Genomic DNA, 25,959 nt, shown 5'->3' with positions numbered 1-25,959 from the left:
TAGGTTTCAAGAAAAGTTCAATCTTAATTCTCTTTGTCTTTTTCAAGGTTTATTACTAGAATGCTGAAAAAAATCTCTTTGGCTTTACTCGGAATGACTGCTGTGGTTATGAGTGCGAATCCAGCTAGTGCGGTAACTCTGCAAGTCAATAGTGGACCATTTTCTAGCTACGCTGATGCCAAAACTGTCACCTTTGACGATGGCACAGCAAATGATCCTAATGGATTTGTTACTTACTCTAATATTACTAGTAACATTGTTCAAGGTAGCGTATCTAGTCAATACGCCTCACCTTATGGGGATAACACCAAATTTCTAACAATTGCTCCAGTAGGTAGTAATGTTGCAGGCGACAGTGGTTTGGTCAATATTAAGTTCAAAGAAGCTGTTAATTACTTCGGTTTTTATGCAGGTTCATTAGATGATTATAACTTTGTTGACATTTACAAAGGCGATCAGTTATTAAAGACTTTTAGTGGTGCAGATGTGCCAACTGCTATAGCTAATGGTAGTTGGACTAGCTCTCAAGCTAATATGTTTATCAATCTTGTAGGTGATACAGGAGAATCATTTGACCGAGTTGTGATGCGCTCAAATGGTGTTGCCTTTGAAACAGATAACCACGCCTATAGGCTAGCCAGCGTTCCTGAACCTAGTGCGATGTTAGGTGTGTTAGCAATAGGTGCTTGTGGTATGATGTCAGTCTTCAAACGCTCACAACATAAAGCGATAGTGAAAGCATAAATTTATCCAGATCCCTGTTGAAAATCCTTAAGGATGTGTCTCTATGCATGACATAGAGACACATTTTTTTATGCAGTTTTCCTCACACATTCCCCTGATGCAGAAGTGAGAGGTGTATTGCTACGTGGACTAGCCAAAAAAACAATAAATTGTAGCGCTTGCTGGCATTAATACTGTAGTCAAGCCAACCGAGCGCTTATATCCAATAATCAAAATATTATAAAATATTACTATTATGCCCTGCTATTCACCTTTTCCTGAAAACCTGCTGGAAAAGCGTAATCCCAGAATGATAAGCTAAACAGTGGCATAAATAGGATGAAGTAATAAATGGGTGTTTATTCAACGACTCCTCATCTCTTACGGGCTGCTCGTGGTGAAGTAGTAGATCGTCCCCCTGTATGGATGATGCGACAAGCGGGACGATATATGAAAGCATATCGAGACTTAAGAGAAAAGTATCCTTCGTTTCGCGATCGCTCCGAAATTCCAGATGTAGCAATTGAAGTTTCCTTGCAACCCTGGAGAGCTTTCCAACCAGACGGAGTAATTTTATTTTCTGATATTGTCACCCCATTACCTGGTTTGGGGATTGACATGGATATTGCCGAAGGTAAAGGGCCAATCATTCACTCGCCCCTCCGCACTCAAGAACAAATTGAACGTCTGCATCCTTTAGAACCAGAAGCAGCTCTACCATTTATCAAGACAATTTTGCAAGCGTTGCGTTCGGAAGTAGGCGACAAATCAACGGTGTTAGGCTTTGTGGGTGCGCCGTGGACATTAGCAGCTTATGCAGTTGAAGGAAAAGGTTCTAAAACCTACTCCATCATCAAAAACATGGCATTTTCAGACCCGGTGATACTGCATCAATTATTAGCTAAATTAGCAGATGCGATCGCCATCTATGCCCGCTACCAAATTGACTCTGGCGCTCAAGTTGTGCAAATGTTCGATTCTTGGGCGGGTCAATTGAGTCCTCAAGATTATGACACCTTTGCTCTCCCCTATCAGCAGCGAGTTTTCCAGCAAGTCAAGCAAACCCATCCCGATACACCTTTGATTTTGCTAGTTAGCGGTAGTGCGGGTGTGTTGGAAAGAATGGGACAATCTGGCGCTGATATTGTCAGTGTAGACTGGGCAGTGGATATGGCAGATGCAAGAGCCAGATTGGGTAAGCAAATGAAAGTTCAAGGAAATCTTGACCCAGGCGTGTTATTCGGCTCTAAACAGTTTATTCGCGATCGCATCCTCGATACGGTTCGCAAAGCCGGTAATTGGGGTCATATTCTCAATCTTGGTCACGGTGTTTTACCAGAAACTCCAGAAGAAAATGTCGCTTTCTTTTTTGAAACTGCAAAGGAATTGAATCTTGCAGGAGTTAAGGGTTAGGAGTTATGAGTTATGAGTTATGAGTTATGAGTTATGAGTTATGAGTTATGAGTTATGAGTTGCAAGTTATGAGTTGCGAGGTACAAAGTTATCTTTTATTCTTAACTCCTCACTTCTTACTCCTAACTTTATAAATAACTCCTGATAGGGAACTTTTAACTTAATTCTTAACTCTTAACTCCTAACTCCTAACTTATTAAAATCTTATTATGAGCCAGAAACGGATTTTAGTGACTGGTGCAAGTGGTTGTGTAGGTCATTATTTAACAGAAGCCTTAATTAAAGAAACAAATCACGAACTGTATCTATTAGTTAGGAACCCAAGCAAACTGCAAGTTGATACCAAGGCACGTTCAGGTATCAACGTTTTACAAGGTGATATGCAAAATATTCGCCAGTTTGCCGATTTGCTATCCACAATTGATACAGCCGTACTCACAGCCACAGCTTGGGGTGGCGAGCAAACATTTGATATTAATGTCGTCAAGACTATAGAGTTACTCGAACTGCTAGATCCAGAACGTTGTCAACAGGTAATTTATTTTTCGACAGCTAGCGTTTTGGATCGCTACAATCAACCATTAAAAGAAGCCGGGGAAATTGGGACAGATTATATCCGTTCTAAATATGAGTGCTTAGAGAAAAAAGAAAAATTAGCGATCGCACCCAAAATTACCACAGTTTTTCCCACTGTAGTATTTGGCGGTGATGCGAATAAACCTGATTCTGCTGTCACATCTGGTATTGCAGAAGTGACAAAATATATCAATTTGATTCGCTTTTTAGAAGCAGATGGCAGTTTTCACTTTATCCACGGACGAGACATTGCCACTGTTGTGCGATATCTGATCGATCGTCCTGCTAAAGATAATCAACCACGTAGGCTTGTTTTAGGTCAAGCACCATTAACTGCTAATCAAGCAGTGGAAGAAGTTTGTGCTTATCTGGGCAAAAAGATTTACTTTCGCATTCCCATATCTATAGCATTGGCTAATTTGATTATTGTTCTGTTCCGCATTCGCATGGCCGCTTGGGATCGGTTTTGTATGAACTATCGACATTTTACTTATGAAAAATTCATCAATCCCGATAGTTTCGGCTTGCCAAATTATTGTGCAACCATGAGTGATGTTTTGAAAATTAGCGGTGTTAAACGTGTATGAAATATCTATTATTTGCTAATGATAGCGGTCATTTCTTGCGAAGATAAGCCGACACAAGCTGCCAATTCTTCCAATGTCAATCGTTCGCGTGTGTTTGCTTCTAACAAAGACGTTGCAGCTGCAACGTAATCAGGATTAGCAAGATGATTGACATTCTTAGGAAAACTTGTTTGGGAATAAAGATTGGCAATGTCAGAACTTCCAGTAATTTTTTGTATTTGATAAGTGGCAATTAAAGCTGCTTGACGGGCTTGGAGATAGGCAACATAATATTGCACGATAGCTAATCTTTTTTGCTGTCTAGCTTCCTTCCAACGAGCTTGCAAAACAGGAAGCTGCCCAAAAGTACTAATGAATTTAATCGGGTCAACTGTAACGGTTAAGGAAAAACTGTTTGAGCGCTCAGATGGGGAATCCGGTGATGTTGAGATCGTACTTAGAGCCGGAGATAATTCGATAGCTAAGACATCTCTAAAAGCATTCAATCCCATTGCAGCTTTTGTTTCCAGCACTTGGGCTGAGTTGCGTTCAGCAATAGCTACTAATCGATCGATGATTTTGAGATCCTGCTGTGTAATCTCAGTTTGAAGGAGATTACGTTGATTACTAGAACTAGATTTATCTTCGGATGCAACCACAGGAAATGTAGTACTGACAAATGTAACGGCAAGGAGAATCCTGAAACTTTGTGCAAAAGCTTTTGAGAGCCATTGTGCGATCATCTGATTGATTTATTCGGAAGCCTACACTTGTTTTCTAATTTGCTTCTCTTTTCACGATACAGCTAAATGACAATAATTCTTATATATGTGGGAGTCTTTTTAAGGAAATCCTAGTAAACTGTGGCGAAAGTTTACCTACCTTTAACCAGTTGCTCAGAGCAACTTGTCTGGTTAATTGAGATGGTGGTTGGATTTACGCTGTGCTGTACTAGTCGTCCATTTGAGTTAAAAATATGAATGGTAAAATAAAACAACTTTAATAAAAAGTCAATAACTCTTTATTTTCGTTAGAGTGGGATAACAATCAAAGTGTGAGGATTGATACTACATGCGAATCTTGTTAGTGTATCCAATATTTCCCAAAACCTTTTGGTCTTATGAAAAAATCCTAGAGTTAGTCGATCGCAAGGTTTTATTACCACCTCTGGGTTTAGTAACAGTAGCCGCGATTTTGCCCCAAGAATGGGAATTCAAGCTGGTCGATCGCAACATCCGTGCAGCAACAGAAGCAGAATGGGCATGGGCAGATATAGTAATCCTCTCTGCGATGATTGTCCAGAAGCAAGATTTACTTGAACAAATCCAGGAAGCAAAAAAACGTGGCAAGTTAGTCGCAGTTGGCGGCCCCTACCCCACCTCTGTACCTCACGAAGTTGAAAATGTTGGCGCAGATTTTCTGATTCTGGATGAAGGGGAAATCACGCTGCCCATGTTTATTGAGGCAATAAAAAGGGGAGACACATCTGGCACTTTCCGCGCCACAGAAAAGCCTGATGTCACCAGCACACCAATACCCCGCTTTGACTTATTAGAATTGAATGCTTACGACATGATGTCGGTGCAATTTTCGCGCGGGTGTCCCTTCCAGTGCGAATTTTGCGACATTATTGTTCTCTACGGGCGCAAACCACGCACCAAAACCCCAGCCCAACTTTTAGCAGAGTTAGATTACCTCTATGAATTGGGTTGGCGGCGGGGTGTGTTCATGGTGGATGACAACTTTATTGGCAACAAGCGAAATGTAAAGTTGTTGCTGAAAGAGTTAAAAGTCTGGATGGCAGAACACAAATATCCCTTCCGATTTGATACGGAAGCTTCAGTTGACTTAGCACAAGATCCAGAAATGTTGGAGTTGATGGTTGAGTGCGGTTTCTCGGCGGTGTTTTTGGGAATCGAAACACCGGATGAGGATAGTTTGCAAATGACTAAGAAGTTTCAAAATACTCGTAGTTCTCTAACTGAGGCAGTGCAAACTATTACTAAAGCGGGATTGCGCCCAATGGCTGGGTTTATTATCGGGTTTGATGGCGAAAAAGCAGGCGCAGGCGATCGCATTGTCCGCTTTGCTGAACAAGCAGCAATTCCCTCAACTACCTTTGCCATGTTGCAAGCGTTACCTAACACTGCGCTTTGGCATCGCCTGAAAAAAGAAGGAAGATTACGGGAAAATCAAGATGGAAACATCAACCAAACAACATTGATGAACTTCCTGCCCACTCGTCCCCTGGAAGAACTAGCCAGAGAATATATTGAGGCATTCTGTACTTTATACGACCCAGTACAATATTTGGATCGTACCTATCGCTGCTTCTTGATGATGGGCTTGCCGAGTTGGAAAGCGCCAGCGAAAATGCCAGAGTGGGTAGTTATAAAAGCGTTGCTGATTGTGATTTGGCGACAAGGAATCAAACGGGAAACCCGTTGGAAATTCTGGCATCATTTATTTAGCATTCTCAAACGTAACCCTGGAGTTATTGAACATTACATCGCCGTTTGTGCCCATAACGAACATTTTCTAGAGTATCGCCAAATTGTCCGCGATCAAATTGAAAGTCAGTTAGCTGAGTATTTGGCACAAGGTGCAGAAACGCCTTATGTGCTAGTTAAGGAAAAAGCTGAGGAAAAAGCTGAAGCAGTAGTTAGTTAAATGTAGTAACGGTTAATAGGTAAAAGTGAAAAAATTACTTATTAGCCGTTATTAAAACCAGTATGCTATTCAAAGTATGATAGTCATAAATTGACACTTACTGAATGGCAAAAACACCAATCGCACTCTATCGGCAAGGTAATGCTAATTCTCCTAGAATGGAGAATGTTAGACCTAATAAAGATATTGCCACCTATAATAAAGATGGTCAAGTCTGGGTCATGACTACTTTACCAGACGGGACATCGCCCGGAGGGGTATCAACATTTACCACTCAAGGATATGGCAAAAACTGGTGGAAATTAGAATCCAATACTGAAATTCCAGAGCAAATAGAATTGGTAAATGACCACGATAACCACTGGTTATGGAAACCTTCTAGAGCGATGTTGATAGATGAATACAAAGCAGCCTTGAAATTGGTAGATGAATTATTTTATAAAATAAGTTAATGCTAACAAAATTATAAATTTTTTATTTTGAATTTAGTTGAATTTTTTGTGGCATAAAGCTATTTTATGTAGGTAAATTACAATGAATCTGTCGTTTAAGGACATAAAGTTTATCATTGAAGCCATCGATGGCCTGATTGAGAAATATCAAGAACGACTCAATCAAATCGAAGATATCGATGAGGACGAAGCTTCCGATCTTGGTAATGATACTATGTTTTTAGAGTCACTTCGTAGAAAACTAGTGAATAGTTTGAATAACAGTACTAATACCAATATCTTGGTAGGTAATGAAGTTGTCCAACCATCATCTCATGCTATAAGACAAGCTTCAAGAGGAGCAGAGGCAGTAGACCCAGGTAATGAAGTTGTCCAACCATCATCTCATCCTATGCCAGAAAAGCCGCGATCATAGCAAAGATAAACATCAATAATTCTTAATTCAGTCAAGTGGTGCATTAGCCTTTGGCGTAACACACCCTATAAAAACTATTTTGCTTTTGCAATCCCAGTTATTTCAAAAATTAGCTCTGCTGCTTTACTGATTAACAAAGTGTTAATTTCAAGTTGATACTTGTCTTGTTTTAAAACCTCTGTTACAACTTTCGCTAAATCTGCATTACCTTTCCTCGCACCCAAACCATTAATTGCACATTCAATTTGCCTCGCGCCGCAACTTAAAGCAATGAGTGAATTATCTATCGACATGCCCAAATCATCATGACAGTGTACTGAAACTACAACTTCGTTAATATTGGGCACTCGATTAAAAATCATTTGCAGAAGTTGCAAAAACTCTTCTGGCGATGCCAAACCTAAGCTATCAGGAATACTAACAGTAGTAGCACCACTATTGATTGCAGTTTCAATAGATTTACACAAAAAATCTGGCTCACTTCTGGGAGCATCAAAAGCGCTCCATTCTACATCATCACAGTAATTGCGTGCTAGAGAAACACTCTCTTTGATTGTTGCTAATACTTCTTGTTTGGTTAATTTAGACTGATTTTTCAGATTTACCGGAGTATAAGTGTGAATTCTACCTCTGATTGCTGGTTTAATTGCTTCAGCAAGAGTGATTATTTCATTAGAATTAGAACTAGCTAGCCCACAAATAGTAGAATTTTTAATTATTTTAGAAATATTAAATACTTCATCAAAATCTTTTTGAGAACTTGCTGGATAACCAACTTCAATAATATCTACTCCCATTTCTTCAAGCAGTTGGGAGATGATGATTTTTTGTTGCAAATTCATTTTTACCCCAGGCGTCAATTCTCCATCACGCATGGTGGTATCAAAAATAATTATTTTGTGATTATTTTCTGACATATTAGCTAGAGATAGCGATCGCTTTTTTCAAATGCAATTCTGCTAGACATCATAACTAGTACCTCATTCAATGTACCCGATATCGTAACCGACAGGAATTGGAGCAAGGTTAAAATAATTCGTAATTGATAATACTAGCTTCTGGCAAGTATTACGAATGACAAATGACAAAGTAGTTAACCTCAGTTCGGGTTAAGACGATTTTACTGCTAGTTATACGAAGGAATAGGAGTTTCAGCCAACGATATCGCCAGTTAGCTCCAATATATTATATGCCTCAACTGACTCTGGTTGGTCTGTCTGCCCGTAACCACGTATATCGGGCGCAACAACATGGAATCCACCTTCTGCAAGGGCTACAAGCTGATGTCGCCAAGAGTACCAGCATTCTGGAAAGCCATGACATAGGATTACAAGGTTTCCTTGACCTTGTTCAGCAATATGCATTTTGATGCCGTTAGTCTCAATCAAGCGATGATTTATTGCTTGCATCATTCCTCTTGTTTGATGACGGGTGCAGTGGTTGGAGTTTTTTATAGCGTAGCTTATGTAGTTAATTCGCCGCTGTTTGAGCTTCTTGATAAATTATTTCTTGAAACTGGATCATATCTTTTTGTGGATCGGCGTGGCTAACTTTCACCACTATCTGTTCGCCCAACTTCACAGAACGTTTGAAAGCCATTGGCAACTGCAAGCCCAAATCTTCTAATAAAATTAGGGCTAAGTTGCTGTCTTCTCGCAACCACATCAACACTGTCACATCCCAAGTTTCCTCTGGATGACGGCGTAAATACTCTAAAGCATAATATCTATTAGTTTGTCGTTCCACCATCGTCACCTCTTGGGTGATGCTGGTGACAGTCATCATTACTTCTTTAAGTTGATCTGCGGAAAATGGCAGAACTTCACCCCGCAAATGGGCTTTAATTTGAAAGTGGGTGAGTAAGTCACTGTAGCGGCGGATGGGAGAGGTTGCTTGAGTGTAAGTATCCAAGCCCAAACCGGCATGACGCAAAGGTGTAATGCTCATTTCACTCTTGGGCATACAACGACGCATAGCGCAAGCGCGAACGAATCCGGCTGGAAGTAGCAGCAATTCCTCATCTGGAGGTAATTCTGGTTGCGGTTGACCGCGAAAGGGCAAAGGTATGTTATGAGTTTTACCATAACGAGCCGCAACTTCACCGGCAACAATCATCATTTCTGCTACCAGTTGCCGTGATGGGGAATCGTCCAAAATATCAATGTGGATTTCCTCGCCTTTGACTTTGATCGTTGCTTCGGGCATAGTGATGCTAATTGCTCCTTGAGCGTAACGCCAAGCTTTGCGTTTTTGTGCCCAAGTTGCGATCGCAGCAATTTCTGGTTCTGCTTGTACCCGTAATTGCAGCATTTCATCTACATCTTCGTAGGTGAGGCGATAAGTCGGCTTAATTAAGCTGGTATGAATGCTGTAATCTTCTACTCCCCCAGTTGTCCCTAAAATAATCCCGAAACTCAGGGCGCAACAAACCTTTCCCTGGATCAGACTCATTGGCCCAGTTGCCAACACTTCTGGGAACATGGGAATCATTCCCGTCGGCAAGTAGACTGTACTACCGCGCTTTCTGGCTTCCAAATCTAATTCATCTTCCGGCACTAACCATCTAGTGGGATCGGCGATATGCACCCACAGGCGTTCCCGTCCATCGGGGAGTACTTCCCAACTTAGACCATCGTCGATCTCTGTGGTAGTTTCATCATCAATGGTGTAAACCTTCAGGTGAGTCAGATCAAGGCGGTTTGTATCTGAGTCAATCGGCGGGAAATCCAAACGCTGTTGCGCCACTTCTAATACCTTATGAGGAAATTGGATCGGAATTGAAGAACGCCGCAGGAACAAGTTTTCATTAGGACTCCAGCAACCCAAATCTACCAATAGTTGAAAGGCTCCTTGGGGTGTCGTGGGCCGTCCCAGCATGGTCATAGTTTCTAATACTGGAGCGCTGGGCGGATAAGCGCGAGCCAACGAGTCATAATTAACCCCCGTCCGCACGGTGTCAGCTATTAGCGCTGCGTATTTTTCTAGTCCTTCTAAACGCTGGCGATCGTGGCGCTGCCATTCTACTGCTTCACCTTTGAGCGCCTGCTCTACACGAGTTAAAAATTCCTGCTGTCCTTTAGCTTTTAGTGCCTCTACTTCTAGTTGGTGCTTGCGTTCTGCCACTTGAGCAGCAGTTCTCGGCTCGTAAGCGTCTCCTTTTTGCTTGAAATAAAGTTTGTCGTCTGATAACAAGCAATAGGCGGCGTAACAAGCAGGCGCGGCTGATTCTGAAAATAGCAGATTCGCCATTTGGTCTGGGGTAACTGTTTCCCCATCTTCAACCAGTAATTCCCAAGCCACTTCTAAACTAGATGGGTCTAAATAAGGCTCGATCTGCTCCAAAAAGCTGGCAATTTCAGAAGCCTTATAAGTCTCTTTGGTAACTGTATAGGTTATTTGTCTAGGCGCGAGGCTGTGGGATTGACCGCGTTCGTCTACCACAAACCAGCGGGTTTTACCGTCTGGACGTTCTACGATGCCCAGACGGCGATCGCCTTGAACCCTAAATTCAACTAGCGTCCCCTTCTCCACAACTCTCGCACTCTAATTTGGTGAACAGTTTAAATAGTTAGGAGTGAGTAGTTAAGAGTGAGCAGTGAGGAGTGAGGAGTGAAAAGTTAATTGATAACTCATAACTCATAACTCATAACTCATAACTCATAACTCATAACTTCTGACTCATCACTCTTTTTAGCCTTCTGCATTGATAAATGGCAACAAAGCCACAATCCGCGAACGTTTAATTGCTAATGTCAACTCTCGCTGTTGCTGAGACGTAAGCCCAGTAATCCGACGTGGCAGTATCTTTCCCCGCTCGGTGACAAACTTACGCAATAAATCAACATCTTTATAATCAATTGGTTCTCCTGGCTTGATCGGAGAAAGGCGACGACGGAAATAACTCATCTCTACTTAATTTCCTTGTGAACGGTATGTTTGTTGCAGTGGGTGCAGAACTTTTTCAGTTCTAGCCTGTTGGTGGTGTTGCGGCGATTCTTGGTACTGGTATAACGGTTAACACCAGCAGAACGCTTATCTGAATTTGTCCGGCACTCAGTACACTCTAGTGTGATAATAATGCGGGCACCTTTACTCTTAGCCATAATCTTACAAACAGTGAAGCCTGAAGAGAATTAACACAAATGACTATCTTCTCACATTCCGCCGTATATTTTCAACTAATCTTTTAATTTTTATATCGAGCGAGTAGCCACGACGCGACGAAACAATGAAAGTTCCACAATAGCGATCGTGTAAAGCCTGCCGCATCTGGGTATCAGAGAAAGCAGTTCCACAATCAATTGCTAGGGGAATTACTAGCAGTATAGCAGTGGGATTGGCTCTAATATTGCTCAGGGCAATTGACACTAATAAAGCACCCAAGCCGATAATCGCCTCTCGCTTCACTAGTGAGAGCAAATCGGGAATTCTGCCCACTACTTCCCCATCTTCGACTTCCAATACCTTTAAATCGAACGCCCAACGCCCTAAACTTTGCCCTTGATTGTTGTATACCACCACTACTCGCAAAACCAGCCAAAGTATTACAAAAACTAAGATTTCAAGAAATTGAATCCCGATATCGCCGCCTCCCAGTAGGGAACTGACTAACCAGACACCAAGGAAATCAAGTCCCAATGCCATACCTCGCCGCCCAATCTCAGCTTTGGGATAGTGTTTTTGGGGAAGTCGTTCGATAGTCATACAAAATAAGTATTTTATTTAGGGGTTGGGAAATAGCGATCGCTCCTGTTTTTAATATTAAGATGATGACTTGGCTAGTTGCTGCGCTGTAAAGGAACAAAAATCAGCCAACAAAAATTTGTACAACTACCAACTGCACGACTCAAAAATAAGAGCGGGTATATAAGTAAGTTTTGATACCTTTGGATACTTGGTTAACATCTCATAGAGTAGCCGCTACACGTCATGGATGCAACATACAGTAGGGTTGTACATCTATATTGTATTGTTGTAGAAACTTCATTTTAATTAATTTGGAAGTTATATCTATGACACATCTGTTTACTAAAACAGCTATTAGTCTGGTGACGACTACTACTTTAGCGTTAGCGATCGCCATAACCACCAACAACCTGGCTCATGCTGCTGAGTTTAACTTTAACTGGAAAGGAGACACAGGTTATTCAGCGAAAGGTTCATTTAACTACGATACAACAACTGCTCCCAGCGTCATTTCTGAAGCTGGTTTGGGAACTACGAAGAACTTGCAATCTCTCTCAATTTCCTTCTTTGATCCCTTGAGTAATCTGATAAATAGTTTTACTCCAGTGCTTAGTGGGATATCTAACTACGGCTTTTTAAGATTCAACTTTGATAGCACTACCGAGCAAATCTTTGGCCCTTTTGATGTTGGCAAGGATGATGAGTTTCCTGGCGACACTTGGCTTAATAATAATCTCGCACTTATAGATGAAGGTTTTAGTGATGAGGTTCTAACAAAAGAATTTGGTTTTAATAATAGAGATGCAGCAGGCACAAAGCAAATCCTAGATTTAAGCAACAATTCGGTTCAGGTATCCAAAGTCCCCGAAGGAAGCATAATTATCGGTTTACTAGCAGTGTGTAGTTTAGGATTTACTCTCAAGCAGAAATCAATCCAAAATCCAAAATCTAAAATTGGTCAGTGTTAGTTTACAGGGATAAAGAAAAAAGTCGGAGGCGATCGCTATGTTATCAGTCAGCGATGCACAAGCAATTATTTTAAATTTGGTGCAGCCGTTGGATCGTCAACGGGATACAGAAGTTGTAGATTTATTGACAGCAGATAGTCGCATTTTGGCAACTCCTGTCACCAGTCCGCTAGATTTTCCCCATTGGGATAATTCGGCAATGGATGGCTACGCAGTCCGCTACGAAGATGTACAGGACTCTAACGCCGAACAACCAGCTATTTTAGAAATTGTTGAAGAAATTCCGGCTGGGTATCAGCCCAAGTCTACGATTCAACCAGGGCAAGCCGCACGGATTTTTACAGGTGCGGTAATCCCAGCAGGTGCGGATACTGTAGTCATGCAAGAGAAAACACGCCGCGAGGAAAACCGCGTATTTATACTGGATGCACCAAAATCGCAAGAATTTGTTAGACACAAAGCATCTTTTTATCAAGCTGGAACAGAACTACTACCAGCAGGAATTAAGTTAAATGCCTCAGAAATTGCCGTATTGGCAGCAGCACAGTGTCCGCAATTAACTGTTTACCGCCGTCCACGTGTGGCAATTTTTTCCACTGGTGATGAGCTGGTGACAGCTGATAAACCGTTGCAATCGGGGCAAATTGTGGATTCTAATCAGTATGCACTGGCAGCATTGGTGAGACAAAGTGGCGCAGAACCGTTAATTTTAGGCATTGTGAAAGACGATCCAGTTGCTTTGGAGAAAGTTATTACTCACGCTGTGGCGATCGCTGATATAGTTCTCTCTTCTGGTGGTGTCTCAGTGGGAGATTATGACTATATTGACAAAATTCTAGAGTCACTAAAAGCAAAAATCCACATTCGGGCTGTGCAAATTAGTCCAGGAAAACCCCTGACTGTCGCCACTTTCCCCAGTACAGACGCGATTAATCGCGTCTCTCCACACTCAGCACTATACTTTGGTTTACCAGGAAACCCTGCTGCTGTGTTGGTGACATTTTGGCGATTTGTGCTACCAGCAATCAAGAAACTTTCGGGAATAACTGAAAGTTGGGAACCAGTATTTTTGAAAGTGCGATCGCATGATGAATTGCGATCGAACGGCAAACGTGAAACTTACCTTTGGGGTAAATTACATTTAATTGATGGAGTTTATGAATTTCACAAAGCTGGTGGTAGTCACAGTTCCGGCAATTTAATTAATTTAGCTCAAACCAATGCCTTAGCTGTTCTACCTGTGGGTCAAACATTAATTTCGCCACAAGAAGAAGTGCAAGTTTTACAGCTTAGTAATTCGTAATTCGTAATTCGTAATTCGTAATTAAAAACAGTTGCATAAAGGGATTTAAACACTATGTGAAAGAAAACCACGTATAGACAAGCGCGTAGCATCTTTGTAGGAAAGGGAGAATTCAACTTCAATTGCTTGGCTTTAAGACAAGTAGGGAGAGCAGGAGATGAAAAAAAGGTTTAACCCAAGCATCTTGAATTAAACCCAATAATTACGAATTACGAATTACGAATTACGAATTAGTTAAAATATCTGCTCCAAAGCCTCAATCAAGCTGTTAACTTCCTCAAGGGTGTTGTAATGCACCATACTTACCCGGACTATTCCACCTTGAGACGCTAAACCCAGGTATTCAATCAGCCGTTTAGCATAAAAGTCCCCATAGCGAATCCCAATAGAATGTTGGTCAACTTTTTCCGGAATAGTTGAGCTATTTATTCCATCGACGACAAAAGATATAGTTGGTACACGGAATTTACGGTCAGCCTTTGATTGACCAATCACTCGCACATTCGGTTTACTGTTGAGATAATTTAGGAGGCGATCGCTAATATGTTCTTCATGTATGCTAATTAAATCAAATGCTTGCACCATTTGATTTCTCAAATCAGGTGCAGTTTCATTCCCATAGTGCAGTTGTGCTAATTCACTTAAATAATCACATAGACCTAACATTCCATAACTTAATTCAAAATTGACATTCCCTAATTGAAATTTATAAGGTATATCTGTCTGGTCAATAAAATAATGGTTCAGACCAGGCAATCTTAATAAATGTTCTTCTTTGCCATAAAGTAAGGCATGGTGCGGCCCATAAACTTTATAAAAACTCAAAGTATAGAAATCAACATCTAAATCTCGGACATCAACTAATCTGTGAGGTGCATAAGCTACACCATCTACACAAATCATAGCGTTGCGATCGTGTACAAATGCAGCAATTTCTTTGATCGGGTTGATGGTTCCCAGAACATTAGAAGCATGAGTCAAGGCTACCAGTTTTGTGCGCTGACTCATCAATGGTTCTAAATCTGCTAAATGAAGTTCTAAAGTATCTGGGCGAACTTTCCACACTTTAACCTTTATTCCTTGTTTTTCAAGAGCGACCCAAGCACCAATATTAGCTTCATGGTCACAATTAGTAACAATAACTTCATCACCAGATGTGAAGGTTTTACCCAGACAAATTGAAAGAACTTTCAACATCATTGTAGTCGATGGCCCCATGACTACTTCTTTATAAGAATTGGCATTAATGAAAGTAGCCATTTCCCTAGTTGCTAAAGCCAATCGTTCTCCAGCCAGTTGAGAGATTCCATAAGAAGCTCCCAACTGGACATCAGAACTTAAGAGAAATTCGCTAATTCTATCTACTACTTTTTTCAAGGTTTGTGACCCACCAGCATTATCAAAAAAAGTCCACTCCCCAGCTAGAGCCGGAAAATATTGACGAACTTTATCAAGATTCAGGAGCATAATATAAGTTTTCTAGAGAATGTTCTTTACCCTAGCCTACCTTCTGACAAGTCGCCCAGAGAACATCTACATTAGACTTCTTGCATAAATCAAAAATAAAGAACCCCACCCCGCATTTGAGTAAAGCAAACGCTCCCCTATGCTTTGGGGAGAAGTTGGGGGTGAGGTGTTAGAGACTTTTGCAAGAGACTCCACTTGGTTTCATAACGGGAAGGTTAAGAGCGAACAAGTCAGTCGGGACGACCAACGTAGTGACAACCCTTATAAATGGGAAAGTGGTTGGGTGTTTGTGTATCTCATGTTAGCGTAGCCTCTGCCTCCAACACACTGTTCGCGATCGCACGAGAAGTTGAAATCTCCTGTATTTAACTTCCAGCAACTATTAATGTCTTGATTCTTCACAATTCTCGCCAATTTTATTTGATAAGTTTAAGGGAGAGTCAAAGCAACTATTGTTTTGAGTCTTAATTCCTTGATTGAAAATAAAGGAACGGCTTATGAATACTACGGTAAAATATGACATCCAAGTTATCAAAGAAGAAGCACTTCAACTTGTTAAAAAGAGACTTGTTAACCGTCAGCAGCCAATTTATACCCTTTGTAAATATATTCCTCATCGTGAGTGGATTAATTTTGAACTTGAGTTAGAAAAAAATGAATTTCTACTCAGAGATAGAATTATCGATTTACTGAATCACGAATCTTGGGAAGATGATTGAGGCTACATAAGGCTAAACCCTATTAGCTGCATCCCATAAAATAAAAATTATAAATTTATTTTTCAACATGAAAAACTCCCAAATTAATCGGGGGCTATAAGCAAGAGATTATTAAAGTAAGCAATAAATCTTGATGGATAGCTTTGGTTTTAAAAGATAAGAGAACCATTGCTAGCGTCATAATTCTCTGTTAAATAAGTTGGCACAATAAAAACAAACTGTGTGAAGAAAAGTAAACAAGATTCAAACCCTTTTTCTACCTTCTTTATCTCAACAATAATTATTTACACCGAGCTACGGTGTACACGCAAGTTTTTGAGAGTTGTCCTACAAACTTATACCAATTTGAAAAATGATTGCGACAGATAGAAAACTGAAACACTTATCTAATGGATGTTTCACAATCTAAAATCTAAAATCGTTCGACTGAGCGTAGCCGAAGTCTAAAATCCAAAATGGTATTACCATTGTCCTCTCGTTTGCCTACTCTGCATAGGAATGGTTAATTAGGGGTTGCTACCTCCAGTCAGACATAGCCTAACCTCAGAAGCAACCTCACCTCTTTGGCTGTGGGTTTGAGAAATTTTTTGTTTTTAATAAATGTGTCAATTAATACCTAAAAAATAGGCTATAGTCTCACATTATTGAGCAATTAATTACTGAAATCAAGAAAAGCAATTAGACTAATCGGTTTCAGTAAATTGGATTAGGTAGATAACTCTTCTAGCCCAATCCATTCGGTAATCGATTGCCATTGGCTTGCGTAAACAATAGTACTTCTACGTTTTTCTTTCTGAGGCTTTCTAGGTAGTTTTCCCATGACAACATCAGCGAACGAACTGGATTCGTTCCGATTATGCCTATTATAAATAGGCATTTCCTGCCAGCAGTGACGACAAAACCAGTAAGTCTCTGCACCGCGTACATGTTCTAAAAGTAAACTTGAGCAGCAAGGACAGTAATTCATATTTTTCTCAAATCCTGTTCATAAAAGTGTTATTGCGATTCAGGGCAGCTATTTGAGAAGCCCGTAGATATTAAAAAGAAACTGTCTATATTTTGACTATAGTCTTTAAATATGAGGAAGTTGTGAGGATAGTCAAAATACTTAATGTTTTAGAAAAACTTATACACAATTATTAAGTAATACTTTCCGGCTAATTTAGCGGTTTTTTCACAAGTTCCTCAAATTATCTTCGTATAAATTCTTATAACTATAAATGTGGGGCTTCAGAGCGGCGTTACTGCTAGCGTGCCACCTACTTATGAATAGAATAAAGAATAAACCAGTCAAATTCTTTTTCCTTCTGATTTATTGGCAGTTGATGCTGAGTTCGCAAAGTTCCAGTAGGGAAGATTACAAGTTGGGTATTGCTCGCTCAATGCAGTGGCTCTTGAAGTTGCGAAACTTTCCCACATGACTGTCTCCTCTATGTTAAAGTGTTCCAAAAAATAAACGATCCAAAACCTGTCATTGTGAGCGTAACGTAGTGAAGCGAAGCAATCTCAAGTACTTTGCGATTGCTTCATTCTGCTTTGCTCCCGCAATGACAATTGGGCATTTTTTTAATTGGAGTACTTTTAGGGAAACCGTCTCCGGCAATGGCTCATTTTTTGTATTGTTTATTAAAAGTCTTGATAAAGTTTATTAAAAAAGCCTAAATTATGAACCTCTGTCAATGTTTGAGACCAAGGGTTTAATATTTGCACTCATCAATTAATTTCAAATATTTCACAGTAATAAGACTATCAAAACTATCAATTAAGGTAATATCTTAAGATAGCAAATCATCTATCTATAAATTTGACAATAGAATGAGTTTGACGACTCTAAAATTTTATTTACTTTCTAATTTAGTTACTAACTTGTATTGTATTGTATGTATCAGGCATTCTAATAGTTAAAGCCTGTATTTATCAATACAATTAATTTATAGTTGCTTTATAGTTAATTTATGACTACATTTAGCCGCCTGCTAGTTGCTTGATAATTAGTACGCCACAATAATTTCTGATGTTCAACAGCTGACTTCTTTTGCTTGTTGTTGACTTCTGCTAATTTGTCCTGAATATCAAAAAGCTTATTAGGATTGATAAATTAACTATGCAATTTAACGATCGACTGATTAACTTACCTAGTTTAAATCATGTTATAAATTATTCACCATTAAAGATTAACCCTGATAGTTTTGTAATCGAAGCTATTTTATTGATGAGTCAACAAGGATGTATTAATTATGCATCTAGCAACTTAAATTATTCGCTGAACTTAACTCTTGGAAATCAACCAATATCCGGTTGTGTCTTGGTTATGGATGGAGGAAAATTATTAGGCATTTTTACTGAAAAAGATGTAGTTAGACTTATAGCTTCGAGAATAGATTTATCTGGGGTGACAATGGCTGAAGTGATGACGCAGTCAGTAATTACCCTTACACAATCAGATTCTCAGGATATTTTCATCGCTTTATCTTTATTGCGTGAGCATCAGACTGGCTATTTGCCCGTTTTAGACGATCGCGGACAATTGGTAGGAGTGATTAACGAGACTAGCTTGCTACAAGCCTTTGACTTGGTAAAAATGGTAGGGGTCGTTGAAGGCTTGCAGCAATATTTACAAAAACCCAGAGATGAATTTAGCCAGGTTAATCAGTACACAGAGATACAGCAAGTGTGCTGCCAGACTCAAAATAACTTAAAGCTATGGGTTGAGGCACAATCGGCTGAAATTATGCAAGTTAATCAGGAGCTTCAGCAAGCCCTCGAAGAACTCCAGGTTATGGAAGAAGAACTGCGCGAACAAAATGAAGAGTTGGCCGTTGCCCGCGAGCTAGTAGAATTGGAGCGTCAACGTTACCAGAATTTGTTTGAGTTCGCTCCAGATGCTTATTTGGTAACTGATACAGCAGGTATTATCCAAGAGGCTAACCGAGCAGCAGCAATCTTGCTGGCTGTACGCCAAAAATATTTGGTAAACAAACCATTAATTTTATTTATTCCTTACCAAGACCGCCAAACTTTTAACACTCGACTAATTAATAAACAGCAGGAACAGAAGTGGGAAGCTTACTTAAAACCACGGGGAGGTAGAGCTTTTCCGGCTAGTATTAAAGCCGCCGCCATGTACGATTCAAAGGGTAAGCAAGTTGGCTGGCGCTGGTTATTCAGCGATATTAGCGAACGCCACCAGGCAAAGGAATCACTGCGCCAAGCTTACGAGGAGTTAGAACAACGAGTGGCAGAACGGACAGCAGAACTTGTGATGTCCAATGTGCTGTTGCAGCAAGAAATTGCTGTTAGCGAAGCTGCCCGAAGGGATCGCCAACGCGCAGAAGTTGCATTACACCAGAGTGAAAATCTCTATCGCCAACTCGTGGAAAGCCAAACTGACATAATTATCCGCATTGATTTGCAAGGGCAGATTACCTTTGCCAATGCAGCTGCTTGTCAAATTTTCGGTTGGAAACAAGATGAGTTTCGCGATCGGTCAATTTTCCAATTTCTTCATCCAGATGACTTGCCTGAAGCGATGGAAGATATGGCAGCTTTAGGATCTTCATTCCATCCCTTGATTAATCGTGAGCGACGTGCATTGACAGTCAATGGTATCCGTTGGTTTCAATGGAATGCGATCGCAATTCGTAACGACAAAGGAGAGGTTCTTGAAATCCAAAAGGTAGGCAGAGATATTACCGAACAGCAAGCTACGCTACACGAATGCCAAGTTGCCGAAGCAGCACTGCGCCAAAGTGAAGAGAAATTTCGCAAATTTGCGGAAAACACCCACGCAGTTATCTGGATTGCCAGCACAGATTCATTCCGAACTTTGTATGTTAGTCCTGCCTATGAAAAAATTTGGGGTCGCTCTTGCCAAAGTCTATTAGAGCGGCCTGAGTCTTGGATAGACTTTGCTCATCCAGACGATCGCGATCGCTTAACCATTGCAGCAAAGCAACAGCTTATTAATGAGTCGGTTTCAATAGAATATCGAATTTTGCGACCTGATGGATCGATGCGCTGGATATGGGATCGAGGCTTTGCTATCTATGATGACCAAGGAAAAGTTCAATACTATGGTGGCATCGCCGAAGATATCACCGAACGCAAACTAGTCGAAGAGTCACTGCAAGAAAGTGAAGCGCGATTGAGTTTAGCTACCGAAGCAGCCCAAATTGGCATCTGGGAGCGGAACCCGATCGCTAATACTGGTATTTGGTCTGCCAATATGGGGCCACTTTATGGTCTACCGAGCAATACCTTATGTCCAACCTATGAAGATTATCTCAATTTAATCTATCCCGAAGACCGCGAATCAGTGGCTGCGAGTATAGCGCGGATGATTGAGCAAGGAAAGGGATCTATAGAGTATCGAATTGTCTGGCCCGACGGCAGCTTACACTGGTTAAACTGCAAAGGTCAGGTCTACTATAACGAAATCGGTCAGCCGATCCGGATCGTCGGCATAAATAGGGATGTCACTGAGCGCAAGTTGGCAGAACAAAAAATCTCTGAACAAGCCGCTTTACTTGATATTGCCACCGATGCCATATTAGTTCGAGATTTCCAGTCTCAAATCTTATTCTGGAATCAAGGTGCAGAGCGGATGTACGGTTGGCTTTCTACAGAGGCGATCGGAAAAAACCTCCAGGAGATTTGTTACACAGCAGGAACTCAGCAGCAATTGGAAGTACCCCTGAAAAGGGTAATTGAGAGTGGTTCGTGGCAAGGTGAGTTAAATAAAGTTACAAAATCTGGTCAGAAAATTATTGTGGAAAGCCGCTGGACATTGATGCGCGATTCTGCGGGAAAACCCAAATCCATCCTGACTGTTGACACTGACATCACCGAAAAGAAACAACTCGAAGAACAGTTTTTTCGCACCCAGCGATTGGAAAGCCTTGGCACTCTTGCAGGTGGAATTGCCCACGACTTGAACAATATATTGACACCAATTTTGGCAGCGGCTCAATTGTTACAGAGAGCATTGTTACAAGATGAGGAGCGTTCTGGGCAACTGTTGGCACTTGTAGAAACCAACGCCAAACGCGGAGCAGCTTTAGTAAAGCAAATCTTGTCCTTTGCACGAGGATATAAAGGAGAGCGGACAATTATCCAAATCCAATATCTGATTTCAGAAATTGTCCAAATTGCCAAACAGACATTTCCCAAATCTATTGAACTTTCCACGTTTATCCCAAAAGAAATTTGGGCTGTAAATGGAGACATCACGCAACTGCATCAAGTATTGATCAATTTGGTAGTAAATGCCCGCGATGCTTTACCGGATGGCGGTAATATCAATATTTCTGTAGAAAATAAGTTTATTGATGAAGCTTATACGCGAATGAATCTTGATGCCAAGGTTGGGCATTATATTGTGATTACCGTTGCCGATAACGGAATTGGCATACCGCCAGACATAATAGATAGAATTTTTGAGCCATTTTTTACTACAAAAGAGGTCAATGCAGGTACCGGACTTGGACTTTCAACAGTGCTGGGAATCATCAGAAACCACGACGGTTTTATCAAAGTGTCTAGCAATGTTGGTAGAGGCAGCAAATTTGACCTGTTTTTACCAGCAGTGGAAGCAACCCAAGCGTTCAACATAGAAGACCTGGATTTGCTTTCAGGAGAGGGAGAATTGATTTTGGTTGTGGATGATGAACCCCAAATTCGGGAGATCGCCACAATCATCTTGGAAAACCATAACTATAAGATACTAACTGCCAGTAATGGCATTGAGGCGATCGCGCTTTACGCCCAATACGAGCATCAAATCAATGCCGTATTGATGGATTTAATAATGCCAGAAATGGATGGAATCATTGCTATTCGCACCTTGCGAAGAATGAATATGCAGGTTCAAATTATTGCCTGTAGCGGACTCAACTCAATGGAAATCTTTGCTCAATCTGCTGAGGCTAATGTACAAGCAGTTTTATTAAAACCCTATACGGCCAGAGAATTATTAAAAACCTTACATAATTTATTCAGAGACTAGTACCGCAAGGCGGAATTAACAATTAAAAATTAAAAATTAAAAATTAAAAATGTATACAGCATAAGGGTTTCGTTGATTTGGAATGATTGGTTTATTTCCGCCTTGTATAGCAGTTGCCAGGTAGATTAGGACATAATGACAAGCGTAAATATCAGGAATAGCAAGGTTTTTACCTCCTGCCTGGTTGTTGAGCGTAGTCGAAACACTGCCTCCTGCCTCCTGCTATATTAGGAGCGCAAGGCAAAAGTCAAAGGTCGCGTATGCTTTAATTTTGGGCTTTCTAGCTGTAATGAAATAGCGCGATCGCTTTTTCCAAACTATTGAGAACGAAATCAAACGTTTATCACAACTGATTCATGACCTGCTCGATCTCGGAGGCTTAGAGGATATTTGAAAAGTGGTATGTTGTGATTTTAATCGAATTATTACCCCCCTTAATCCCCCCGATGTATTGGGGGAAACAAGAAAATCCGGTTCCCTCCCAATATATCGGGGAGGGTTAGGGTGGGGTAAAAAATATTTGATACATTAATCACGACTTTTCAAACATCTTCTTAGAAGCAGGAATTACTCAACTCGAACAGCAAACTTTCTCACTGCGCGATCTGATTCACCATGCTCAATGCTCCAATTCTCTAGACTTTGATGATTTCCTCACAAGTTCCTCAAATTTCTTTGCTAGGGTTAAAGCTAGGGCAATGTCGGCAAAATGGAGTTAATCCGGCTGATGAACATTATTAGAGAAATTAATCGTGAGTTAGCGATCGCAGGACAAATTACACTAGCTCAGCTGCAACAAGTAGCTGATGAGGGTTATAAGTGTGTAGTTAATCTACGTTTGGCTGACGAAACAGGCTGGCTGGCTAATGAACGGGAAAAAACTGAACTTTTGGGATTGTATTATGTTAATTTCCCAACTGAATGTGAAGACATTAATCATCAAAGTACGCTCCAGATGTATCAGACTATCACTGAATTACCCAAACCGATTCTGATACATTGTGATAATTCAATTCGTTCAGCTGCAATAGTATTTTTGTATATAGCCCTAAAACAAGGTATAGACTTTGAAAAAGCACTGCAAAAAGTTATTAGTTTAGGTTTGATATCTAGAGTTTAGACCTTAACGCAAAAGATACTCTTTTGCCCTTTTCTCCCACTTCCTCATCCCATAGATTTGAAGTTCTTACAGTCTTTCATCCCAGAGCTAGACGCAAAGATTTTTATAGTAATTTACGATCGTTTGGGGAATATACCTCAGCAAACCGAAAACTGGAAAGAAAAATGAGGTTATTACCTAACTAAATTTCTGGAATTCGTCATCATGTATGAACTAGTTCAAGCTCTCTCCAACGGTGATGAGAAAACTGCTCTACATCAGTTGATTTATACGTTGAGTGCTTCAGGTAAGAATTACTTCCTAAGAAATGAGATTTTGCTCTTCTTTGCTGATTACTGTCATCAATCCCAAAAGCCAGCCTATTTTTATCACTCTTCTTCTGTTGGCAAACTAATACAATATACCCACGAAATCATTCTCGAAGAGGGAAGAACTTGGTTCGTGATTCGACCGAGGATTGCTAATCAACAAGTTTGGCAACTGACAGCCGATTTTAGTAAGTTCGAGCAGATGACGCCTCAAGCGCTGTTAGATGTGAGAGATCGTTTAGTCAACCGTTACCAACCTCATATCCTTGAAATCGACCTCCACCCCTTCTATGAGAGTTCTCCAAGAATTGACGATGCGAGAAATATTGGTCAAGGTTTAGCCTTCCTCAACCGTTACCTGTGCAATCAATTGTTGACTGACTCTGAATATTGGGTAGAAATGTTATTTAAAGCATTACATAGGCTGCAATGCAATGATATTCGCCTGTTGTTGAGCGATCGCATTGACTCCGGTATTCAGTTAGCCAAACAAATTAAGCTAGCGCTGAAATTCCTGAGCGAGCGATCGCCTGATGAACCTTATGAAAAATTCCGCTTCGATCTCCAAGAACTCGGCTTTGAGCCGGGTTGGGGTAACACTGCGGCGCGAGTTTCTGAAACTTTAGAACTCCTCGACCGACTCATTTACTCTCCAGAACCTGCCATTTTAGAAGCTTTTGTGGCCCGCGTCCCCGCCATCTTTCGCGTTGTCCTCGTTTCTGTCCACGGCTGGGTTGGACAGGAGGATGTTTTGGGAAGAGATGAAACACTCGGTCAAGTTATCTACGTCCTCGAACAAGCTCGCAGCCTAGAAAACGAACTGCGCGAACAAATCAAACTCGCTGGACTCGACCAGCTAGGCATTAAACCCCATGTAATTATTCTGACTCGATTAATTCCTAACTGTGAAGGCACATTTTGTAACTTGCCCTTAGAAAAAGTCCAAGATACTGAAAATGCTTGGATATTGCGCATTCCTTTTGGTGAATTCAATCCAGAGATTACGAATAATTGGATTTCTAAATTCGATATTTGGCCTTATTTAGAACAATTTGCTGTAGATGCAGAAAGAGAATTACTAGCTCAATTCCAAGGCAAACCTAATCTAGTTGTTGGCAATTACAGCGATGGTAATTTAGTCGCCTTTCTCCTATCTCGCCGGATGAAAGTCACTCAGTGTAACATTGCCCACTCCTTAGAAAAACCTAAATATCTATTTAGCAATTTATATTGGCAAGATTTAGAAGATAAATATCATTTTTCGGCACAATTCACCGCCGATTTGATTAGCATGAATGCAGCTGACTTTATCATCACATCGTCCTATCAAGAAATTGTCGGCACGCCTGATACCATCGGTCAATACGAGTCATACAAGTGGTTTACGATGCCGCAGTTGTATCATGTAGTTGATGGCATTGATTTGTTTAGTCCTAAATTTAACTTCGTGCCGCCGGGAGTAAATGAAAATCTTTTCTTTCCCTACAGCCAAAAAGAAAAGCGAGATCCTAAAGTTTGCACAGAAGTTCACGACTTACTCTTTAGCCGCGAAGATCCACAAATTCTTGGTTATTTAGAACGCCCCAATAATCGACCAATCTTTGCCCTTGATACCATCAATTCAATCAAAAATTTCACTGGTTTAGCTGAATGTTTTGGTAAAAGTCAGGCGTTGCAAGAGCGTTGTAACCTGATTCTGTTAACTACTAAACTACATTTACACGAAGCTAGCAATCCAGAAGAAGCAGAAGAAATTCAAAAACTCCACGACATTATCGACCAATATCAACTCCAAGGCAAGATTCGCTGGGTAGGAATGCGTATTCCTAGCCGCGACATCGGCGAAGCCTACCGAGTAGTTGCAGATTCTCAAGGAATTTATGTCCATTTTGCCCGTTTTGAATCCTTCGGTCGGAGTATTTTGGAAGCGATGATTTCTGGCTTGCCAACTTTTGCTACTCAATTTGGCGGTTCTTTAGAAATTATCGAGAACAAAGAAAACCAATTTAATGTTAATCCTACAGACTTAGAGGGAACAGCAACGAAAATTTTAGACTTCCTTGAACAATGCGATACTCATCCTGAATACTGGCACGAAGTTTCAGAATGGATGAGTCAGCGAATTCATCACAAATATAATTGGCATTTACATAGCAATCAATTACTACTGCTTGCGAAAATGTTTAGTTTTTGGAACTTTGTTGCTCCCGAAAATAACGAAGCTAGAGATCGCTACATGGAAACCTTATTTCATCTCATTTATAAACCTAGAGTCGAAAAGATTTTGGAAAAACATCAGGGAGTGGGGAGTGGGGGATGAGGGGATGAGGCAATACGGTGCGGGTTTTGATCCCCCCGCCTACGGCGACCCCCTTAAAAAGGGGGTAAATAGGAGGAAAAGCCCCCTTTTTTAAGGGGGGTTGGGGGGATCTCCGAGAGCCAAATATACTAACCGAACCGTATTGGGGGATGAGGGGGATTAGAGACTTGTTCATCCACCTCTGAACTCCGTTAATCCACCTCTGAACTCCGTTAATCCACCTCTGAACTCCGTTAATCCACCTCTGAA

The 25,959-nt window shown here is 40.8% G+C and carries 22 protein-coding genes; 13 read left to right on the top strand and 9 right to left on the bottom strand.

Annotated features, from left to right (window positions below):
- The first annotated feature begins 60 nt into the window (after positions 1 to 60).
- The 3 genes from RMY64_RS03405 to RMY64_RS03395 all read left to right on the top strand — a co-directional run bounded on the left by RMY64_RS03405 (position 61) and on the right by RMY64_RS03395 (position 3,299).
- Positions 61 to 744, top strand: coding sequence for a PEP-CTERM sorting domain-containing protein (locus RMY64_RS03405; RefSeq protein ID WP_322699307.1), 684 nt, complete (start codon positions 61 to 63; stop codon positions 742 to 744).
- Positions 745 to 1,074: 330 nt separating this feature from the next.
- Entirely contained in the window at positions 1,075 to 2,136 is a 1,062-nt protein-coding gene (gene hemE, locus RMY64_RS03400) for a uroporphyrinogen decarboxylase (RefSeq protein ID WP_322672654.1), read from the top strand.
- 209 nt (positions 2,137 to 2,345) lie between these two features.
- Entirely contained in the window at positions 2,346 to 3,299 is a 954-nt protein-coding gene (locus RMY64_RS03395; RefSeq protein WP_322685231.1) for an NAD(P)-dependent oxidoreductase, read from the top strand.
- 8 nt (positions 3,300 to 3,307) lie between these two features.
- On the opposite strand, the gene RMY64_RS03390 is transcribed toward RMY64_RS03395, so the two are convergent.
- A complete protein-coding gene (locus tag RMY64_RS03390; protein WP_322672656.1) occupies positions 3,308 to 4,021 on the bottom strand; it encodes a hypothetical protein in 714 nt (237 codons plus the stop codon).
- Between the two features lie 328 nt (positions 4,022 to 4,349).
- Here RMY64_RS03390 and RMY64_RS03385 point away from each other — a divergent pair, with 328 nt between their 5' ends.
- From RMY64_RS03385 to RMY64_RS03375, 3 genes are all read left to right on the top strand, one after another.
- Positions 4,350 to 5,948 carry a B12-binding domain-containing radical SAM protein gene (locus RMY64_RS03385; protein ID WP_322691497.1) on the top strand — a complete coding sequence of 533 codons (1,599 nt, stop codon included), beginning with the start codon at positions 4,350 to 4,352 and terminating at the stop codon, positions 5,946 to 5,948.
- A gap of 104 nt (positions 5,949 to 6,052) precedes the next feature.
- On the top strand, positions 6,053 to 6,400 hold the full coding sequence (locus RMY64_RS03380; protein ID WP_322672658.1) for a hypothetical protein: 348 nt from the start codon (positions 6,053 to 6,055) through the stop codon (positions 6,398 to 6,400).
- A gap of 82 nt (positions 6,401 to 6,482) precedes the next feature.
- Positions 6,483 to 6,815 carry a hypothetical protein gene (locus RMY64_RS03375; protein WP_322672659.1) on the top strand — a complete coding sequence of 111 codons (333 nt, stop codon included), beginning with the start codon at positions 6,483 to 6,485 and terminating at the stop codon, positions 6,813 to 6,815.
- Positions 6,816 to 6,889: 74 nt separating this feature from the next.
- On the opposite strand, the gene RMY64_RS03370 is transcribed toward RMY64_RS03375, so the two are convergent.
- The 6 genes from RMY64_RS03370 to RMY64_RS03345 all read right to left on the bottom strand — a co-directional run bounded on the left by RMY64_RS03370 (position 6,890) and on the right by RMY64_RS03345 (position 11,519).
- Positions 6,890 to 7,732, bottom strand: coding sequence for a 2-isopropylmalate synthase (locus RMY64_RS03370; RefSeq protein ID WP_322699306.1), 843 nt, complete (start codon positions 7,730 to 7,732; stop codon positions 6,890 to 6,892).
- Between the two features lie 234 nt (positions 7,733 to 7,966).
- The gene (locus RMY64_RS03365; RefSeq protein WP_322699305.1) at positions 7,967 to 8,227 is read right to left on the bottom strand and encodes an alpha/beta fold hydrolase; all 261 of its coding nucleotides are present in this window, start codon (positions 8,225 to 8,227) and stop codon (positions 7,967 to 7,969) included.
- A 58-nt stretch (positions 8,228 to 8,285) separates the two neighbouring features.
- On the bottom strand, positions 8,286 to 10,346 hold the full coding sequence (locus tag RMY64_RS03360) for a ribonuclease R family protein (protein ID WP_322699304.1): 2,061 nt from the start codon (positions 10,344 to 10,346) through the stop codon (positions 8,286 to 8,288).
- A 159-nt stretch (positions 10,347 to 10,505) separates the two neighbouring features.
- Positions 10,506 to 10,721 (bottom strand): 30S ribosomal protein S18, encoded by a 216-nt coding sequence (rpsR, locus tag RMY64_RS03355; protein WP_012411240.1) that lies wholly within the window; start codon positions 10,719 to 10,721, stop codon positions 10,506 to 10,508.
- Positions 10,722 to 10,723: 2 nt separating this feature from the next.
- Positions 10,724 to 10,918 carry a 50S ribosomal protein L33 gene (rpmG, locus tag RMY64_RS03350; protein ID WP_094351774.1) on the bottom strand — a complete coding sequence of 65 codons (195 nt, stop codon included), beginning with the start codon at positions 10,916 to 10,918 and terminating at the stop codon, positions 10,724 to 10,726.
- Between the two features lie 43 nt (positions 10,919 to 10,961).
- On the bottom strand, positions 10,962 to 11,519 hold the full coding sequence (locus RMY64_RS03345) for an RDD family protein (protein ID WP_322685236.1): 558 nt from the start codon (positions 11,517 to 11,519) through the stop codon (positions 10,962 to 10,964).
- A 308-nt stretch (positions 11,520 to 11,827) separates the two neighbouring features.
- Between RMY64_RS03345 and RMY64_RS03340 the strand changes: the two genes are divergently transcribed.
- Both RMY64_RS03340 and glp read left to right on the top strand, forming a co-directional pair.
- Positions 11,828 to 12,469 carry a PEP-CTERM sorting domain-containing protein gene (locus RMY64_RS03340; RefSeq protein ID WP_322699303.1) on the top strand — a complete coding sequence of 214 codons (642 nt, stop codon included), beginning with the start codon at positions 11,828 to 11,830 and terminating at the stop codon, positions 12,467 to 12,469.
- Positions 12,470 to 12,506: 37 nt separating this feature from the next.
- Positions 12,507 to 13,772, top strand: a complete 1,266-nt coding sequence (glp, locus tag RMY64_RS03335; protein ID WP_322699302.1) for a gephyrin-like molybdotransferase Glp — start codon at positions 12,507 to 12,509, stop codon at positions 13,770 to 13,772.
- 234 nt (positions 13,773 to 14,006) lie between these two features.
- Here glp and RMY64_RS03330 read toward each other — a convergent pair whose 3' ends face one another.
- Positions 14,007 to 15,239, bottom strand: a complete 1,233-nt coding sequence (locus tag RMY64_RS03330; RefSeq protein ID WP_322699301.1) for a cysteine desulfurase-like protein — start codon at positions 15,237 to 15,239, stop codon at positions 14,007 to 14,009.
- Positions 15,240 to 15,405: 166 nt separating this feature from the next.
- On the opposite strand from RMY64_RS03330, the gene RMY64_RS03325 reads away from it, so the two are divergent.
- A complete protein-coding gene (locus tag RMY64_RS03325) occupies positions 15,406 to 15,549 on the top strand; it encodes a hypothetical protein (RefSeq protein WP_322699300.1) in 144 nt (47 codons plus the stop codon).
- Positions 15,550 to 15,736: 187 nt separating this feature from the next.
- Positions 15,737 to 15,958 (top strand): DUF4327 family protein, encoded by a 222-nt coding sequence (locus tag RMY64_RS03320; protein ID WP_322672668.1) that lies wholly within the window; start codon positions 15,737 to 15,739, stop codon positions 15,956 to 15,958.
- A 706-nt stretch (positions 15,959 to 16,664) separates the two neighbouring features.
- Here RMY64_RS03320 and RMY64_RS03315 read toward each other — a convergent pair.
- The gene (locus tag RMY64_RS03315; RefSeq protein ID WP_322691508.1) at positions 16,665 to 16,925 is read right to left on the bottom strand and encodes a hypothetical protein; all 261 of its coding nucleotides are present in this window, start codon (positions 16,923 to 16,925) and stop codon (positions 16,665 to 16,667) included.
- A 1,137-nt stretch (positions 16,926 to 18,062) separates the two neighbouring features.
- Between RMY64_RS03315 and RMY64_RS03310 the strand changes: the two genes are divergently transcribed.
- The 3 genes from RMY64_RS03310 to RMY64_RS03300 all read left to right on the top strand — a co-directional run bounded on the left by RMY64_RS03310 (position 18,063) and on the right by RMY64_RS03300 (position 25,710).
- Entirely contained in the window at positions 18,063 to 21,962 is a 3,900-nt protein-coding gene (locus tag RMY64_RS03310) for a PAS domain S-box protein (RefSeq protein WP_322699299.1), read from the top strand.
- 727 nt (positions 21,963 to 22,689) lie between these two features.
- The gene (locus RMY64_RS03305) at positions 22,690 to 23,082 is read left to right on the top strand and encodes a beta-lactamase hydrolase domain-containing protein (RefSeq protein WP_322672670.1); all 393 of its coding nucleotides are present in this window, start codon (positions 22,690 to 22,692) and stop codon (positions 23,080 to 23,082) included.
- Between the two features lie 204 nt (positions 23,083 to 23,286).
- Positions 23,287 to 25,710 carry a sucrose synthase gene (locus RMY64_RS03300; RefSeq protein ID WP_322699298.1) on the top strand — a complete coding sequence of 808 codons (2,424 nt, stop codon included), beginning with the start codon at positions 23,287 to 23,289 and terminating at the stop codon, positions 25,708 to 25,710.
- Positions 25,711 to 25,959: the final 249 nt, after the last annotated feature.

This window comes from Nostoc sp. DedQUE08, assembly GCF_034530895.1.
Lineage (GTDB): Bacteria > Cyanobacteriota > Cyanobacteriia > Cyanobacteriales > Nostocaceae > Nostoc.
This window is presented reverse-complemented; position numbering and strand designations above follow the sequence as displayed.

What these genes read in the sequence shown, in the direction of transcription:
- RMY64_RS03310 (WP_322699299.1), top strand. Translation starts at nt 18,063, where the DNA reads ATGCAATTTAACGATCGACTGATTAACTTACCTAGTTTAAATCATGTT.
- RMY64_RS03300 (WP_322699298.1), top strand. Translation starts at nt 23,287, where the DNA reads ATGTATGAACTAGTTCAAGCTCTCTCCAACGGTGATGAGAAAACTGCT.
- RMY64_RS03340 (WP_322699303.1), top strand. Translation starts at nt 11,828, where the DNA reads ATGACACATCTGTTTACTAAAACAGCTATTAGTCTGGTGACGACTACT.
- RMY64_RS03305 (WP_322672670.1), top strand. Translation starts at nt 22,690, where the DNA reads ATGAACATTATTAGAGAAATTAATCGTGAGTTAGCGATCGCAGGACAA.
- RMY64_RS03395 (WP_322685231.1), top strand. Translation starts at nt 2,346, where the DNA reads ATGAGCCAGAAACGGATTTTAGTGACTGGTGCAAGTGGTTGTGTAGGT.
- RMY64_RS03365 (WP_322699305.1), bottom strand. Translation starts at nt 8,227, where the DNA reads ATGATGCAAGCAATAAATCATCGCTTGATTGAGACTAACGGCATCAAA.
- RMY64_RS03370 (WP_322699306.1), bottom strand. Translation starts at nt 7,732, where the DNA reads ATGTCAGAAAATAATCACAAAATAATTATTTTTGATACCACCATGCGT.
- RMY64_RS03315 (WP_322691508.1), bottom strand. Translation starts at nt 16,925, where the DNA reads ATGAATTACTGTCCTTGCTGCTCAAGTTTACTTTTAGAACATGTACGC.
- rpsR (WP_012411240.1), bottom strand. Translation starts at nt 10,721, where the DNA reads ATGAGTTATTTCCGTCGTCGCCTTTCTCCGATCAAGCCAGGAGAACCA.
- rpmG (WP_094351774.1), bottom strand. Translation starts at nt 10,918, where the DNA reads ATGGCTAAGAGTAAAGGTGCCCGCATTATTATCACACTAGAGTGTACT.
- RMY64_RS03375 (WP_322672659.1), top strand. Translation starts at nt 6,483, where the DNA reads ATGAATCTGTCGTTTAAGGACATAAAGTTTATCATTGAAGCCATCGAT.
- RMY64_RS03345 (WP_322685236.1), bottom strand. Translation starts at nt 11,519, where the DNA reads ATGACTATCGAACGACTTCCCCAAAAACACTATCCCAAAGCTGAGATT.
- RMY64_RS03405 (WP_322699307.1), top strand. Translation starts at nt 61, where the DNA reads ATGCTGAAAAAAATCTCTTTGGCTTTACTCGGAATGACTGCTGTGGTT.
- RMY64_RS03380 (WP_322672658.1), top strand. Translation starts at nt 6,053, where the DNA reads ATGGCAAAAACACCAATCGCACTCTATCGGCAAGGTAATGCTAATTCT.
- RMY64_RS03330 (WP_322699301.1), bottom strand. Translation starts at nt 15,239, where the DNA reads ATGCTCCTGAATCTTGATAAAGTTCGTCAATATTTTCCGGCTCTAGCT.
- glp (WP_322699302.1), top strand. Translation starts at nt 12,507, where the DNA reads ATGTTATCAGTCAGCGATGCACAAGCAATTATTTTAAATTTGGTGCAG.
- RMY64_RS03390 (WP_322672656.1), bottom strand. Translation starts at nt 4,021, where the DNA reads ATGATCGCACAATGGCTCTCAAAAGCTTTTGCACAAAGTTTCAGGATT.
- hemE (WP_322672654.1), top strand. Translation starts at nt 1,075, where the DNA reads ATGGGTGTTTATTCAACGACTCCTCATCTCTTACGGGCTGCTCGTGGT.
- RMY64_RS03385 (WP_322691497.1), top strand. Translation starts at nt 4,350, where the DNA reads ATGCGAATCTTGTTAGTGTATCCAATATTTCCCAAAACCTTTTGGTCT.
- RMY64_RS03320 (WP_322672668.1), top strand. Translation starts at nt 15,737, where the DNA reads ATGAATACTACGGTAAAATATGACATCCAAGTTATCAAAGAAGAAGCA.